The sequence below is a fragment of the Methylomagnum sp. genome (assembly GCF_054333355.1).
The window spans coordinates 1-14,551 of sequence record NZ_JBTEKS010000079.1; the positions used below are offsets into that span (position 1 = coordinate 1).

Genomic DNA, 14,551 nt, shown 5'->3' on the forward strand with positions numbered 1-14,551 from the left:
GTGTGGGCCTACGTGAACGCCGTAAACCAAAAATGAAAAGGCTCTAATGAATAGCGCGGGAGCCGACCAGCGTACCCAGCGCGAAGCCGGTGCCGAACGCGACCATGACGCTGGTGAGAGGCCGGGCCTCGATGTAATTGCCCGCCTGCTCCTGGGCCTGCACCGCCTGACCGCGCACCACCTCGCCGGCTTCCTTGGCCTTGGCGTAAACCGCCTGGCCCCGTTCCGCGCCCATGTCCTTGATGGCTTCCATCAGCGTTCCAAGGTCGCCTTTGATGCTGGCGAGGTCGCGCTGCAATTGGCCCACTTCCGTCCCTATGTCCATGCCTGCCATATTCGTTCTCCATAATCAAAAAATCCGATGCCGAGGCAACGGATCGTAATGGGTTAGACCCTGTTTCGATAAGCCATTCGCCCCGAAGTATCGAAGGATTTGTTGGCCTACCGGGAGGGGCTTTAAGACCGATTCCGGGTCGAGTCGTTGGGCGATTCCCGTTCGGTTTCGGCCTGGAACACTGGTTTCGACCCGATGGCTCGCGCAAAAGTTGCCGGGGTGAAAGCATCGCCAAAAACCTAAGGAACCTTCCGTGTCGCCCAAAGTCTGCCCCTTATAACAAGGCAAAAGTTTTGATTATCGGAAACGCAACGGAAGGAAACCCTTATGTTTGTCCCAGAAGCTACGTTCCTAGTCCTGATGCTGGCGACCTGGGGCGGAATCTTGCTGATCCGCTCTAACCGCGCCAAAAAGTAATCACCCCCTGACAGGAAAAGCGCCCGCGTTAAACCGGGCGCTTTTTCTTTTAGGCATCCCCTGTGGAAGCCGCTCCCACATTCACGCCCCTACAACGTAAACCTAAACTCCCCCACCAACACCCCCGGCACCCGGCTCCCGCCCAAGGCCCGCCGGTTGTAGGTGTCGGTGCCGACCTGAACCTCCGTCTCCCGCGTCACCGCCTCCAGTTCCGAGCCGAACACCCGGTACAGGCTCTCGTCGAAGCGCAAGTCCTTGATCGGCGCGACGATCTCCCCATCCTCCACCCAGAAGCAGGCGTAGCGGGTCATGCCGGTGATCCGGGCGCTTTGCTGGTCGCTCCAGTTGAGGTAATGCAGGTTGCCGATGTACAGCCCGGTGCCCAAGGCTCGCAGGGCGTCGGCCTCCGCCAGGTCGCCCGCGCCCATCTCTGGCGAGCGCAGGAATTCGCCGGTCCAGCCCTCCGGCTCGGCGCCGTTGGACGGCACGCCGTATTCCTTGGCCGACCGCGAGCTGGTGAGTAGATTTGCCAGCTTCCCGCCCGCGATGACCGGCAGGCGCTCCGGGGCGATTTCGCCCAGGCTGTTGAACGGCGGGTTGAGCCCCAGGCCGAAGTCTTCCGCCAGGTTGAACAGCGGCGAGAACTCCGCCTCGCCCTCGACCAGCTTGTGCAGGGCCGAATCGCCCTTTTTCCAGGCGCCGTAGCTGACCGCGCCCCAGGACAACATGCCGACGATTTCGTCCACCGCCGCCGGAGCGAAATAAACCCGATAGCCGCCCGGCGGCACCGCCCGGCTGTCCCGCCGCAGCAGCGCCAGCCGTTCGCGGCTAGCGGCGACGGCGTTCACGAATTTGGCCGAATCCCACTCCCGCCCGGCGTACAAGCCCTTCACCGCCTTGTTCTCCCCGGTGCCGTTGACCGTGAACAGCGAGTAATCCAGGAAGAAGCTTTCCGTGGCGAACCAATGGTTCTGCCCGGCGGAATTGCGGGTGGCGCGGATTTGCGGCCCGGAGGCCAGGAAGCCGGTGAAATCGGTCCCGGCGGTTTCGGCGGCGATGAGTTCGATCACCGTGCCGATGTCCGGCAGATTCCCGGCGTGGTGGCTGGCGCTGGTGCCGTTGTTGCGCATGGGCACAATGAAGGGATCTTCCGGCAGCGCCGCCGTTTCGGCACGGGCGCGGGCCAGTAGGGACAGCAGCGTGGCCCGGTCCTGGTCCGGCTGTCCGGCCAAATCGAAGGACAACACCACCCGCCGCCCACCGGCCTGGAAGGTCAGGGCCAAATGCCGCTGGGTCACGGCGGTGGCTTGGCGGACTTTGGAATCGTTGAAGCGGAGATAGCCCTGATCCTCGGCGCCGAGATTCAGGTTCAATTCCTCGCCCGGCTGGAGCGCGGCAAACGCGGCGTCGGCTAGCCCATCGAACAGGGCATGGGTGGATTCGATGAAGTTTAGGCTCATGCGCCACCTCCGAAGACTTCGACGCCGGTGAATAAACAAGGCGGCGAGGCGTGCCCGACCCGGATGACCTGGTTCGGCTCGCCCTTGCCGCAGAACGGCGTGCCGTAGGCGCGGAATTCCTCGCGCCGCCCCACGGCCCTGAGCGAGTTCCAGAACGGCACGGTGACGCCCCGGTAGTTGGGGTTCTTCAGCACCTTGGTGAGTCGGCCATCCTCGATCAATCGGGCGTATTCGCAGCCGAACTGGAATTTGTTGCGGTAGTCGTCGATGGACCAGGAGCGATTGGCTTCCATGTAAACGCCGCGATTCACCGAGGCGATCATCGCGTCCAGGCTGGAATCGCCCGGTTCCAGGTTGATGTTGCCCATGCGGTCGATGGGCGCCCGGTTCCAACTGGCCGAGCGGAAGTTGGCGACGCCGGGGAGACCTAAGCGGGCCTGGCTTTCGAGGCTCCCCAGTCCGCGCAGCAAAAGCCCATCCTTGATGAGAAATTCGTGGGTGGCCGGGTTGCCGCCGTCGTCGAAGCGGTAGGCGGCGAACTGGCCCGCCAGGGTGGGATCGAAGGTCACGTTCATCAGCGGCGTGCCGTAGCGCAGGCTGCCGAAGTCCGCCGGTTTCACGAAGCTCCAGCCCGCGTAGTTGCGCTCGTCGCCCAGGATGCGGTCCAGTTCCAGCGGATGGCCGATGGACTCGTGAATTTGCAGCAGCATTTGGTCGGGGGCGAGGATCAGGTCCAGGGTTTCGTCCGGGCAGTTGTCGGCGTGGAGCAGTGCCAGCGCCTCCCGGCCCACCCGCTCGCACTCGGCGTAAAGCGCATCCCAATCGAAGGCTTCCGGCCCGGTCTGCCAGCAGCGGGCGGTGGGGCCGTTGAGGGAGCGTTGCTGGGTCTCCGTGCCGTCGCGGGCGATGGCGGCGAAGTGCTGGCCCGCCATCAGGAAATCCTGGGCGATGTCGCTGCCGTTGCTGGACACGTAGCGGGATTGGGTCTCGACGAAACCGGCCTCGGCGGAGGCGGTGACGATCTTATCGGAGGCTTGCAGGTGGCGGGTGGCCTCGACCAGCCGGTCGGTGAATTCGGCCAGGGTCAGCGCGTCCAGTCCGGCCTGACGGGGGCTTTGATAACACCCGGTGGCGGCGGGCCGTTGCGATTCGGTGAAGGCGAACGCCTTGGACTTCGCCGCCGCCTTCGCCAGCGCCGCCGCCCGGCGGGCCGCCGCCAGCACGCCCGCGTCGGACAGGTCGCTGGTGCCCGCATAGGCGATTTGCCCTTCCACCAGCGCCTCCACCATCACGCCCCGCTCGATGGACACCGAGTTCTGCTCGGGGCGGCCATTGCGGACGGTGCGGCGGTGGGCGTCCTCCCGCACGTAGCGCAAGGCTATCCAGTCGGCTTCGGCGCGGATCAGGGCGAGGGCGGCGTGGGGGTCGAATTCTGGGAGGTCGGGTTTGATGGCTAAAGTGGTTGGCATCGGCGTAAGCGGTTATGAAATGGAACCATGGAAAGTAGATACCGATTCGGGAGGCATCGCGCAAGTGTGAAGCCCGGCGGATGATGACTGAATTGAGTTCCTACCCGTCATCATGAATGTCTTGGGAGACAAGACGCCGGAACTCTTCTATATTGGTGGATGTTGATCCCTTTAACCGAAACGAGTCCGGGCCGTGAGAACCTTATGGAACCTGCCGGTCCAGTTCGCTTATGTGTGGATCGACACAGAAGCAATCGTAAGAGGCTATTTTTCCGGCTATCCCTGGATAGTCAACGGAGCATTTAAACTTAATGAAAATTATCAAGATCGGAAACGTACTGGGCGCTTTGCTGGCAGTTGGCGCATTTGCATTCACGAGCAGCGTCAACGCCGCCGAAACCTCCACGGGCGTTAACGAGCACTTTGAGCTGACCATCAAGACCGCCAAGGAAGCCCAGGCCGCTTCGGCGGCGGGCAACAAGGAGGAGTGCCTCGCCGCCATCAAGTCGGCCAAGCAGCATTACAAGGAAATCACTGGCGCTGCATCGGGCATGCCCTTGCAGAAAGCCATGACAAAGATGAGGGATGCCCAGGGCGCGTGCGATTCCGGCGACACCGCCAAAGCCGCCACCATCCTCAGCGAAGTTGTGACCGAGCTACAAAAAATCTCGGACACCCCGAGATAATTACCTTCGGGGTGTCCGGTTAGCCGGACGCCCCGAATCACCTCTTGGCCCGCAAGACCCCCCTCCCCGGCTCCCCCGCACTGCTTCCACGTACCGCAACGGCTGATCTTTCCCGCCCGGTGCGCCTCACAATCACTTCCTCTTGAGTTTTATTGGGATTGGGCGCCCATGGCAGACGCCTCACCAATGCCCAGCGCTCGATTAAATTCAACGGTCTCGCGCCGCCCCCTGGAAAACCGAACAGCGCCGCTCAAGCACCGGACGCCGCCTTCCCCGCCGCCGCATCCAACAGCCGCCAAGCCCACGGCCCATCCCCCGCCAACTCCAGCACGGCGTCGTAATAATCCAGCGGCTCGTCGGGTTCGCCGAAATGAACATAGGTGATGGACCGCTCGTTGAGCCGGTCCAGCAGCCGCCCCAGTTGATCCGCGTCCAGGGCCGAGCCAAGCCGGTCCAGCACGGCGAAGCGGGGCGCCGCGATGAGCAAGCGGGCGAAGGCCATCAAGCGCTGCTCGCCTAACGACAGTTGGCTATCCCAGTTCTGCTCCACATCCAGCCCGCCCACCCGCGCAATCACTGGCGTGAGGCGCAACTCGGCCAGAATCCCGGCGACCCGGTCGTCCTGGGCCATGCCCTTCTGGCCGGTGCGCAGCAGCAACTCCCGCAGCGTGCCCGGCGGCAGGTAGGGCCGCTCGGGCAAAAACATCACCGCGTCGGGACCGGGGTGGATGACGCAGCCGCCGCCGGTTTCCCACAAGCCGGCGGTGGCCCGGAACAAGGCGGTGTTGGCGGTTTCGTTCGGCCCGACCACCAGCACCCGCCGCCCTTGGGGAATCGAGACCGTCAGGTTCTCGACCAGCACCTGGCCGTTGTTCGGCACGCTCAGCGTGAGGTTCTCATAGCCCAGGCGGGATTCCTCGCCACGGGACTCGATGGCGCACATCGGGGCGGTTTGGGCCTGCTCCATGCCTTCGATCAACATGCCCAGCCGGGCGATGACCGCGCCGAAGGAGGAAATGGACTGGAACTGGTTCACCACCAGCGAGAACGCCCCCAACAGATGGGTGAAGGCCATGGCCGACTGGGTGACAACGCCGAACTCGACCTCGCCCCGGACGAACAGCGGCGCCACCACCAGGGCCGGGATGATTTGGGTCAGGTAGTTGTAGCCGGTGGTGAAGCAGCCCAGATTGCGGTTCACCGTGACGATCTTCCTGAAATTCGCCACCACCTCATCCAAGTGCCGCAAGGCCCGGCTTTTGGTCCGGCCCTCCCGGCGCAGCACGGCGATGGGTTCGGCGTGTTCGCGGGCGTGGACGAGATCGGCCCGGAAGGTGGCCTCCTTGTCGAGCTGGGCGTAATTAAGCCCCACCAAGGGACGGCCCAACACAAACGCGGCATAGGTGCCTAGCCCGGCATAGGCCAGAACAACGCCGAACAGCAAGGGGCTGATGGACAGTATCACCCCCGAGAAGGCCACTATCGTGATTACCCCGTTGAGCAGCAGCAGAACGAAGGACAGGATGGTGACGGTGAACGCCTTAACGTCCTCGGCGATGCGCTGGTCGGGATTGAGGATTTCGCCGTTGGATTCGTTCCGGTCGCTGAGGCGGTAATAAATGGGATGATCGAGATAAAGGTCGACCAGCCGCCGGGTCAGCCATTCCCGCCACACCAGCCCCAAACTTTCCTCCAGGAAGCGGTAATACACCGCCACGCCCGTGCTGGCGGCGAACACGCCCAGGTAGATGACAGCCAGCCAAATGAACCTGTTGGCGTCGCGGTTCTCGGCGGCGGTCATGAAATCGCGGCCCACATAGCTGTTAACCACGTTGAGGGCGTTGGTGCCGATCAGCAGCGCGAACAGGCCGACGAACAGGAACACCGCCTTCCGGCCCACATTGGAAGCCAACAGGCTTTTGGCGATCTGGATGAAGCGGTGCCAGGTTTGTCGGTCGATGGAGATTTCTTCTTGATTCATGGTGCGATGCTCGACGGGTGGAGGCGCTGGGTGAGTCCTGGCAAACGCGCCACGTCACCCATTCAGCACGCGGCGCGGCGCATTGTTATGCGGGGGAATTCTACAGGACTGGCAAAGGCGGGAATTGCCCGATTCACAACGACGGGAACCGGCACCATTCCGCCAAGGACTAAGCCACGTTGAAACGCTGGACCAGCCAACCAGAAGCGGCGGCACCGAAAGCAATAGAATCCCCCGACACTATTGTGATTTAATCAGTTTCGCGGAACGGTCACAATCGACATTCGGCCGATCGGGAGCCTGGGCGGAGCATCAACAAGGCTTTGACTTTTCGAAACCTACAATCACAAAAACAGTCGGCAGGTTCCGGGCCGACCCCTTAAAAAGAAGAAGGAGTGCGTCATGCGCGGCACGACGACCGAACGCGAACTGAACGAAAACACCTTGGCGGTCATCTGGAAATACCTGAAAACCATCGCCTGGGTGCATTTGCAGGAACTGCTCTCGAAAGCCCCCGCCCGCTAGCGGGACAACCCCATCCCCCATAAAAAAGCCGCCCCCCGCCACATCACGCGGCGGAGGGCGGCTGGCTTCGTCACAAATCAGTGAACCGTCCGGTCGCCACGCGGCGCGGACGGACTGCTGGACACCTTGACCGGCGCCGGGCTGGGCAAAGCCATAATCTCATCGGCAACCGCCGCGTAAAGCTCGCCCGCCCATGACGGCAGACCCGGCTGCTTGGGGTCCAAGGGCCGCTTGCGGGGATCGTGCGGGGCGATGACGACCTTCATGTTCTCCTTGCCCACATGGGCCGCCAGCACGAACAACTCCTCAATGGCGAGGTCGCCCATCGCCAGGCAGCCCGCGGACACCGAGTCGCCATGGATGAAAATATCGTTGCCCGGTTGGTCGCGGCCCTCGCGGTTGGCGTGCAGCAGGTCGAAGTCGTTCGGGTAATCCAGCTTCATCGACAGGTGGTAATTGCTGTTCGGATTGAGCCGCACGACGCGGTAAACCCCCTCCGGCACCTGCCTGTCGCCCTGCCGTAGCTTCGGTCCCTGCTTGCCGCTGGCGGCGCGGATGTCGTAAGCGCGGACGAACCGGAAGCCGCCCCGCTCGCCCCTGGCCCAGACTTCCAGCTTCTTTTCCTCCTTCAGCCCGACCAAGGTCAGTTCCTTGGGCGGATAAGACACGCCGACCTTATCGAAAAGTGGCTTTAGCTGATCCACCACGTAGGGCGCGTAGCTGTACAGCACATCCTCCACCGTGCGCTGGCCCAGCGCTGGCAATGGCTCGTGGGGAATCAGGTAGCCGGGCTGGGGACGGACCTTCGCCACATGGTTCCGCGCCGCTTTGGCCGACGCGGTGCCCCCGGTTTTTTGCCCCTGGTCGCTGGCGCAGGAGGCCAGCAAGGCCGTGGCGGCAAGCAAGGAGAGACCCTTGATTTGGTACTTCATTGTTTTTCCTTATTGGGTAGGAAATGGAATCGGAATCGTCTTAGGCCGCTTCCCCGACAACCGCGCATCGTTTCCTGATAAGAGAAGCGGAGCGCGGATTCAAGCGGACTGTTGCGTATATTTTAAGGAGATAGGGAAAAGCGCGTCTACGCGGTTTATTGAATCAAAGCGAGTCCATTTATTGGAGCAATAGGCGTCTCAAAACGAGCATGTCATAAAGGCACGTTCTCGCGATTAAAATTGTGTATCTATACTTAAGCGTTCGAGAGCCAAGAGGGGCGCTCTCGTTTTGATCCCACGAATCCACGAGCAAAAAAAATGAAACTTAATTATTCAAACACCCACCAGAATTCTCTGGCAATCTCCTTGCTGGCGGGCTTGCTGCTTAGCTTGATGGGGCTGGGCGAGGCGATGGCCATGCCCATCACCAAGGCATTGACCGTCAACGTCGTGACCGTCTGCGCCGACAATGGCAGCACTTGCGCGTCCCAGGGACCGGCGGGCGACCTGTTTTTCGCCGCCGAGGTCAATAAGATTTGGGCGCAGGCAGGCATTCACTTCGACTTCGTATTACAGCCGAATCTGAACAACTCGAACTTCCTCGTCATTAATGACAGCAACGTTGGGCACCGTTTTGCTGATCTATCCGCCCCAAGCGCCACATCTGTCACCATGTGGCTGACCCATTATGTGACCGGCGCCTACGGCGAGGGCTGGCTGGGTGCCGGCGGCTTGGTCATCGCCATGCAAACGGTCATGGACGCGATGCGCCTGGACACCATCGCCCACGAACTCGGCCACAATCTGGGACTCAATCACGACGACACGAACTATAGCTTTTTAATGGCCTCGGGCGGCGTCCGCAACACCCCGAATTCACTGGCGAATATCGCCCCGGATGGGCTGGGCTATGACTTGCTGTCCCCAACCCAAATCGCCATCGCCCAGCAAAGCGGCCTGCTCCACGATGTGGCGTCGGTTCCAGAACCCGCCAGCCTTGCCGTGTTCGCCCTTGGCCTACTGGCCTTCGCCTCGGCGCGTGGCCGCCAAGCGCTGGTCCGTGCGGACTAACCATGGTAAGGCGCGGCGGACCCCACGGACAAAGCGGGCCAAGGCTCCTGCTCTGCCTGCTTATTTTTCTGGCGGCTGACATGAGCCACGCCACGGACATCATCAATCTGCCGCCGGAGCGCCGGGAGGCCACGTCGCCCGGCGGCGGATTCCTGCTGGTGTGGGCGAGCCTGGATGGCTGGCGAACATTCCAGGCACAAGCCGAATTTTATAGCATTGAAAATGCTCAACGCCGGATGCTGTGGCGGCAAGCCCTGCCCCACCGCCATGGGCCGCGCCAGGCATTGGTGTCCGACGAAGGCCGGGTGCTGCTGACGGACGAGTGGATCAACGTGCCCGCCGAACACGCCATCATGGTGCTGGACCCACAGGGAAAGACCCTCGCCCATTACACCTTCGATCAAGTGATTGCCGCGCTCGGCGTGCCCGTCCGCGAAGTCGGCGACCGCGCCAAGACCAGCGCGTGGATCACGGAAGGGCCGACCCTCTCCGCCGATGGCGCCACCGCCGAGATCAAGGCGGGCGGGCGCATCCTGGTCGTCCGCCTCGCCGACGGCCAGTTGTCCAGGAAAGACTAGTGCTTTGTCAGCCATTGAATGACGTGATAGGTGTAGGTCGGGCAGGTATTTCCTGCCCGACGCTTAGGCCAGACCGCCGCGTCGGGCATGAGTACATGCCCGACCTACCCCAGACTAAAAGTTGCGTAAGTCCTAAGCAAGAATTCTCAGTGTAGGGTGGGCATGTACTCATGCCCACCATTTCAATGGGTTAAATCGGTGGACATGAGCACATGCCCACCCGGAACTGGCTTCGACTCCGCTCAGCCAACGCCCGCCTCGACACCGCCAGCCAGCACCCACTTCGACGCCGCTCAGCCAACGCCTTCCGGGCGGCGTTAAAATCCTCCTTTTTCACCGGAGTTTCGCCATGAAGCGCTCGACCACGCTAATCCTGCCCGTCATCCTGTGGCTATCCAGCCTCGCCAACGCGGCGGCACCCGCCAACCCGGAAATACGCATCGGCACCCTCGCGTTCGGCACCCTCAACTGGGAACTCGCCGTCATCCGCGACCAAGGCTTGGACAAGGCCCACGGCGTCAGCCTGTCCCCGGTCACGCTGGCCGGGGCCGAAGCGGGCAAGATCGCCCTGCAAGGCAACAGCGTGGACATGGTGGTGGGCGACTGGATTTGGGTGGCCCAGCAACGGGGCCAGGGCATGGACTTCACCTTCTCGCCCTATTCCACCAGCCATGGCGCGTTGATGGTGCCCGCCGATTCGCCCATCCACGGCTTGGCCGACCTCAAGGGCAAGCGGCTCGGCATCGTCGGCGGCGGACTCGACAAGAACTGGCTGCTGCTGCGGGCGCTGGCCGAAAAAACCCAAGGACTCAACCTGGACCAAGCGGTGGAAAAAACCTTCGGCGCCCCGCCCCTGCTCAACCAAGCGCTGCTCGGCGGCAAGCTGGACGCGGTGCTGAATTATTGGAACTACGCCGCCAAGCTGGAGGCGCAAGGCTATCGGCGGGTGCTGGATGGCCGGGCCATCTTGCGGGGGCTGGGCATCGAGACCGATGTGCCCGCGCTGGGCTATATCTTTCGGGAGGGCTGGGCGAAAACCCACGGCGAGGCGCTGTCCGGCTTTTTCGCGGCGGCCAACGAGGCCAAGCGGGCCATTTGCGAATCGGACGCGACGTGGCAGAAAGTGGCGCCGCTCACCCAGGAATCGGACGAGAAGGTACGCGCCACGCTGCGGCGGGATTATTGCGCGGGCCGGGTCACGGGCTTCGGCGAGGCCGGGAGAAAGGCCGCTGAAACCATTTTCAGCCTGATTAATTCCATTCAAGCCGGACGTGCTGGCACCAAGCCCGCTGGTTTTCCAGACGGGGTGTTCTGGTCCACCACCCCATTAAATTAAGCCGTCTGGAGTCCAAACTTTAGTTTGGATAAGGGCGTATACGGCATTCCGTCTAAACAGAACATCTTGCTCCCTAGAGCGTTGTCAACATGAGTGTGCGGCAGCGAGAAAGGCCGGCTCGGTTTCGCAAACCGAGTCGGCCTACGTGAACACCGTAAACCCAAAATGAAAATGCTCTAGCCCTCCGGGCGAGGGCTGGGGTGAGGGAGATCGAATAGGATTTCTTCCCTCAATACGCGCCTAATCCACCCTGTGAATGCGGGCCGATCAGCGCTTTTCCGGCGGAATCAAAATCACGGCACGATGATCCCCAGCCCCTCGCTCAAGCACCGGATGGCGGGAACGCAGTTCCGCCGCCAGCCGCCGGGCCGGTTCGGCGCCGTCCCCGGTTTCTTCCGAAAACTTGACCAGCCCGAGGAATCCATGGGCTTCCAGGTAGGCCACGCTGCCCAGCCAAATCGGCCCCGCGCCGTCGGCCAGTTCCAAGCCGCTGGGCCAGAACCGCACAATCAGCCAGCGCCCATCCGGGGTGGGCTTAATCATCCGCAGCGCGTCCATGTCGGCCTGATTGAGGTGGGGTAACACCGGCAAGTCGGCGATGTCGGTGTCCGGGTTCAACAGCCGCAGGGCCGGGCCGAGTCCGGGCGGCTTGGCCTCGCGCCAGCCGGTTTCCGCCAGGGCGGCGCGGATGGTCTCCAGTGGCGCGGCCCATTGCACGGCCAGCGGCTGGTCGGGCCGACCGAATAACTGCACCCGATAGGCCGGAAGGCGCCGCCAGTCGCCCGCCCGCCAAGCCGCGTCAGCGATGGCGGCATGGGGCGCGGGGCTAGGGAATTCCGTCGCCGCGTGATGCCGCGAAGACACGGCGGCGATAGCCACCCAAGCCAGAGCCGCGACCCAAGCCAGCCCGCCCGTGGGCGATTCGTGCGCGGCGTGGCGGCGATAGGCAACCCCGAGCAGCACCAGCCAAACCAAGGCCAACACCAGCGTGAAGCCAATCCCGGCCAGTTCGACCGCACCGAAATACAGCCGGGCGAAAGCGATGGCGACCACCCACAGCGCGGCCACCACATAGCCCAGCCACCGCCGCCCGAGCGATGCCCCGCCCGCCAGAAGAACCGCCGCGAAGCCATACGCCACGGCACCGTTCAGCACCGGGCCATCCACCAGCGGCACAGGAAACGCCGCATGGCACAGCCCGCCGACCACCGCCGCGAATCCCAGCCCGACCAGCCCATGGGCGGCGGCGATGCGTTGCCCCCGGATTAGCAGCCACGCGCCGACGGCGACGGCGAAAGCCAGCACACCCGGCGTCTCCCCAAAATCCTCACCAACCGCCAGCGCCCGGTCGGCGATGGGATTCCGCCAAGCCTCCAGGGAAATCATCCCCGCCCCCGCAGGCACGAGGGCCGAAGCCGCCACGGCAATAGCGACGAGAATCACCGCCCACAGCAACAGCCCCGCATAGTCGCGCTGGCTGGGGTCAATCAGCGGCGCGGTCAGGCGACCGAAAAGCGGGTGGGCCTTGCAGAATTCAAAGGTAAACAGAATGAAGGCGTGGGCGCGGGGCCGGAAATAGCCGTACAGCCGCTTGCTCAGCCAGGCCGTGAACCACAGCAGCGCCACCAGCACCGCCAGCAGAATCGCCAGCCGCCCGGCGATCCGCGAGGCCAGTTCCAGCGACGCCCCGAACACCATGCCCGGAATCAGATAGGCGGGTGCCCATAGCGCCGACGACAGCACGTTGATGGGCAGGAACCGCCGCACCGGCATCGCCAACATGCCCGCCACCAGCGGAGTTATCCCCCGCATCGGGCCAACGAAGCGCCCAAACAACAGGCTGCGCCCGCCATAGCGCTGGACGAATGCCATGCCGCTTGGAATCAAGCCGGGATAGCGGGTGAACGGCCAAACCGACGCCAGCCTGTCGCGGAAATGCCAGCCGAACCAGAAGCTCAGCCCGTCGCCGGTGATGGCCCCGGCGACGGCATAGGCGCAGGTCGGGCCGAAACTCAGGGCACCGGTGCCGATCAAAGCCCCCGTGCCGAACATCATGGCGACGCCGGGCACGATGAGTCCGACCCCCGCCAGGGATTCGGCCAGGGCGATGAGGAACACCGCGACACCGGCGAGGTGGGGATGGTGGAGAATCCAGGTGTGGAATTCGGGGAGATTCATCCGGGTGGGCGCGGTTTCCAAGCGTGACAGAGTGGTAGACCGACTCGGTTTTCAAAACCGAGTCGGTCTTCTACCTAAAGCTTGGCGAACACCCGCGCCGCCGCCCGTAAGGTCTCCTCAATCACCGCGTCATCGTGGGCCGCCGACACAAACCCGGCCTCGAACGCCGACGGCGCGAGATAAACGCCCTCGTCCAGCATCCCGTGGAAGAACCGCCTGAACCGTTCCGCGTCGCACGCCATGACGTCGGCGAAGCTGCCGACGGATGGCTGATCGGTGAAGAACAGCCCGAACATCCCGCCCACCGCGTTCACCACGAACGGAATTTCGGCCCGCGCCGCCCGTTCTTTCAGACCATCCGTCAGGGCCAAGGTTTGCGCCGTTAAGTCCTCGAAGAAACCCGGCGCGGCGATGAGTTCCAAGGTTTTCAAGCCCGCCGCCATCGCCACCGGATTGCCCGACAGCGTGCCCGCTTGATAGACGGGGCCGAGCGGGGCCAGCTTTTCCATGATGTCGCGCCGCCCACCGAAGGCGCCGACGGGCATTCCGCCACCGATGACCTTGCCCAGCGTGGTGAGGTCGGGCTTGATGCCGTACAGCCCTTGCGCCCCGCCCAAGGCCACCCGGAAGCCGGTCATCACCTCGTCGAAAATCAGCACCGCGCCGGAAGCGTCGCAGACTTCCCGCAAGGTTTCCAGGAAGCCCGGACGCGGCGGCACGCAGTTCATGTTGCCCGCCACCGGCTCGACGATGACGCAGGCGATGTCGTTGCCAATCCGGGCGAACGCCTCGCGCACTTCGGCGGCGTCGTTGAATTGCAGCGTGAGCGTGTGTTCCGCCAATCCCGCCGGGACGCCGGGCGAACTGGGCACGCCCAAGGTCAACGCGCCGGACCCGGCCTTCACCAGCAGGGAATCGGAATGGCCGTGGTAGCAGCCCTCGAACTTGACGATCTTGTCCCGCCCGGTGAAGCCCCGCGCCAGGCGGATGGCGCTCATGGTGGCCTCGGTGCCGGAGCTGACCATGCGCACCAAGTCCAGCGACGGCAGCAGTTCGCAGAGCTTCTGCGCCATGGCGGTCTCGATGGCCGTCGGGGCGCCGTAGCTCAAGCCCCGGTCCACGGCTTCATGGACGGCCCGCCGCACCTCCGGGTGGGCGTGGCCCAGCACCATCGGTCCCCAGGAACCCACGTAGTCGATGTAGCGCCGCCCGTCCGCGCCGTGGATGTACGGGCCTTCGGCGTGGTCGATGAAAACCGGCGTGCCGCCCACGCTTTTGAAGGCGCGGACGGGGGAGTTGACGCCGCCGGGGATGAAGGTTTTGGCTCGTGTGAATAAGTCTTCGTTGTTCATGCTGGTCGCGAAAAAGGGTGGCTGGGCACATGGCCCGAAAGCGCTATTTTCTCGCGAAAGCGCGGTGGGAACGAGAGGAACATGGCGCGGGCACCCGGATGGATGACGCGCCCACCTCACCGCCATTAAGGGTTTGGCCGGAAACACCTTCCCCGATTAGGGGCGGCCACCGCGTAGGTCGGGCTTAAGCCCGACCTACAGAGTTGTGTCAACCAAATCCTAAGACTGGCCC

The 14,551-nt window shown here is 63.5% G+C and carries 12 protein-coding genes; 5 read left to right on the top strand and 7 right to left on the bottom strand.

Annotated elements, in window-relative coordinates; all coding sequences use genetic code 11:
* Positions 1-43: 43 nt before the first annotated feature.
* From ACXWUF_RS08400 to ACXWUF_RS08410, 3 genes are all read right to left on the bottom strand, one after another.
* On the bottom strand, positions 44-334 hold the full coding sequence (locus tag ACXWUF_RS08400) for a hypothetical protein (protein ID WP_458494218.1): 291 nt from the start codon (positions 332-334) through the stop codon (positions 44-46).
* Between the two features lie 506 nt (positions 335-840).
* Positions 841-2,211 carry a TldD/PmbA family protein gene (locus ACXWUF_RS08405; RefSeq protein ID WP_458494219.1) on the bottom strand — a complete coding sequence of 457 codons (1,371 nt, stop codon included), beginning with the start codon at positions 2,209-2,211 and terminating at the stop codon, positions 841-843.
* On the bottom strand, positions 2,208-3,680 hold the full coding sequence (locus ACXWUF_RS08410; RefSeq protein ID WP_458494220.1) for a TldD/PmbA family protein: 1,473 nt from the start codon (positions 3,678-3,680) through the stop codon (positions 2,208-2,210). The genes ACXWUF_RS08405 and ACXWUF_RS08410 overlap by 4 nt, the downstream gene beginning before the upstream one ends.
* A gap of 311 nt (positions 3,681-3,991) precedes the next feature.
* Here ACXWUF_RS08410 and ACXWUF_RS08415 point away from each other — a divergent pair, with 311 nt between their 5' ends.
* The gene (locus ACXWUF_RS08415) at positions 3,992-4,366 is read left to right on the top strand and encodes a hypothetical protein (protein WP_458494221.1); all 375 of its coding nucleotides are present in this window, start codon (positions 3,992-3,994) and stop codon (positions 4,364-4,366) included.
* A gap of 250 nt (positions 4,367-4,616) precedes the next feature.
* On the opposite strand, the gene ACXWUF_RS08420 is transcribed toward ACXWUF_RS08415, so the two are convergent.
* Positions 4,617-6,347: an ABC transporter ATP-binding protein/permease gene (locus tag ACXWUF_RS08420; RefSeq protein WP_458494222.1), complete on the bottom strand. Its 1,731-nt coding sequence runs from the start codon at positions 6,345-6,347 to the stop codon at positions 4,617-4,619.
* Between the two features lie 402 nt (positions 6,348-6,749).
* Between ACXWUF_RS08420 and ACXWUF_RS08425 the strand changes: the two genes are divergently transcribed.
* Positions 6,750-6,872, top strand: a complete 123-nt coding sequence (locus ACXWUF_RS08425; RefSeq protein ID WP_458494223.1) for a hypothetical protein — start codon at positions 6,750-6,752, stop codon at positions 6,870-6,872.
* Between the two features lie 77 nt (positions 6,873-6,949).
* Here the strand turns inward: ACXWUF_RS08425 and ACXWUF_RS08430 are convergent, their stop codons facing one another.
* Positions 6,950-7,804, bottom strand: a complete 855-nt coding sequence (locus ACXWUF_RS08430; RefSeq protein ID WP_458494224.1) for a L,D-transpeptidase family protein — start codon at positions 7,802-7,804, stop codon at positions 6,950-6,952.
* Between the two features lie 318 nt (positions 7,805-8,122).
* On the opposite strand from ACXWUF_RS08430, the gene ACXWUF_RS08435 reads away from it, so the two are divergent.
* From ACXWUF_RS08435 to ACXWUF_RS08445, 3 genes are all read left to right on the top strand, one after another.
* The gene (locus ACXWUF_RS08435) at positions 8,123-8,875 is read left to right on the top strand and encodes a M12 family metallo-peptidase (RefSeq protein ID WP_458494225.1); all 753 of its coding nucleotides are present in this window, start codon (positions 8,123-8,125) and stop codon (positions 8,873-8,875) included.
* An 80-nt stretch (positions 8,876-8,955) separates the two neighbouring features.
* The gene (locus tag ACXWUF_RS08440; RefSeq protein ID WP_458494226.1) at positions 8,956-9,453 is read left to right on the top strand and encodes a hypothetical protein; all 498 of its coding nucleotides are present in this window, start codon (positions 8,956-8,958) and stop codon (positions 9,451-9,453) included.
* A 349-nt stretch (positions 9,454-9,802) separates the two neighbouring features.
* The gene (locus ACXWUF_RS08445) at positions 9,803-10,789 is read left to right on the top strand and encodes an ABC transporter substrate-binding protein (protein WP_458494227.1); all 987 of its coding nucleotides are present in this window, start codon (positions 9,803-9,805) and stop codon (positions 10,787-10,789) included.
* Positions 10,790-11,056: 267 nt separating this feature from the next.
* On the opposite strand, the gene ACXWUF_RS08450 is transcribed toward ACXWUF_RS08445, so the two are convergent.
* Together ACXWUF_RS08450 and hemL are read right to left on the bottom strand one after the other, a co-directional pair.
* Complete coding sequence (locus tag ACXWUF_RS08450) at positions 11,057-12,967, bottom strand: LssY C-terminal domain-containing protein (RefSeq protein WP_458494228.1); 1,911 nt, start codon at positions 12,965-12,967, stop codon at positions 11,057-11,059.
* A 74-nt stretch (positions 12,968-13,041) separates the two neighbouring features.
* Positions 13,042-14,319: a glutamate-1-semialdehyde 2,1-aminomutase gene (gene hemL / locus ACXWUF_RS08455; RefSeq protein WP_458494229.1), complete on the bottom strand. Its 1,278-nt coding sequence runs from the start codon at positions 14,317-14,319 to the stop codon at positions 13,042-13,044.
* Positions 14,320-14,551 lie beyond the last annotated feature (232 nt).

Bases quoted from the DNA above. Each gene is read 5' to 3' on its own strand.
- ACXWUF_RS08400 (WP_458494218.1), bottom strand. From the start codon at position 334: ATGGCAGGCATGGACATAGGGACGGAAGTGGGCCAATTGCAGCGCGAC.
- ACXWUF_RS08405 (WP_458494219.1), bottom strand. From the start codon at position 2,211: ATGAGCCTAAACTTCATCGAATCCACCCATGCCCTGTTCGATGGGCTA.
- ACXWUF_RS08410 (WP_458494220.1), bottom strand. From the start codon at position 3,680: ATGCCAACCACTTTAGCCATCAAACCCGACCTCCCAGAATTCGACCCC.
- ACXWUF_RS08415 (WP_458494221.1), top strand. From the start codon at position 3,992: ATGAAAATTATCAAGATCGGAAACGTACTGGGCGCTTTGCTGGCAGTT.
- ACXWUF_RS08420 (WP_458494222.1), bottom strand. From the start codon at position 6,347: ATGAATCAAGAAGAAATCTCCATCGACCGACAAACCTGGCACCGCTTC.
- ACXWUF_RS08425 (WP_458494223.1), top strand. From the start codon at position 6,750: ATGCGCGGCACGACGACCGAACGCGAACTGAACGAAAACACCTTGGCG.
- ACXWUF_RS08430 (WP_458494224.1), bottom strand. From the start codon at position 7,804: ATGAAGTACCAAATCAAGGGTCTCTCCTTGCTTGCCGCCACGGCCTTG.
- ACXWUF_RS08435 (WP_458494225.1), top strand. From the start codon at position 8,123: ATGAAACTTAATTATTCAAACACCCACCAGAATTCTCTGGCAATCTCC.
- ACXWUF_RS08440 (WP_458494226.1), top strand. From the start codon at position 8,956: ATGAGCCACGCCACGGACATCATCAATCTGCCGCCGGAGCGCCGGGAG.
- ACXWUF_RS08445 (WP_458494227.1), top strand. From the start codon at position 9,803: ATGAAGCGCTCGACCACGCTAATCCTGCCCGTCATCCTGTGGCTATCC.
- ACXWUF_RS08450 (WP_458494228.1), bottom strand. From the start codon at position 12,967: ATGAATCTCCCCGAATTCCACACCTGGATTCTCCACCATCCCCACCTC.
- hemL (WP_458494229.1), bottom strand. From the start codon at position 14,319: ATGAACAACGAAGACTTATTCACACGAGCCAAAACCTTCATCCCCGGC.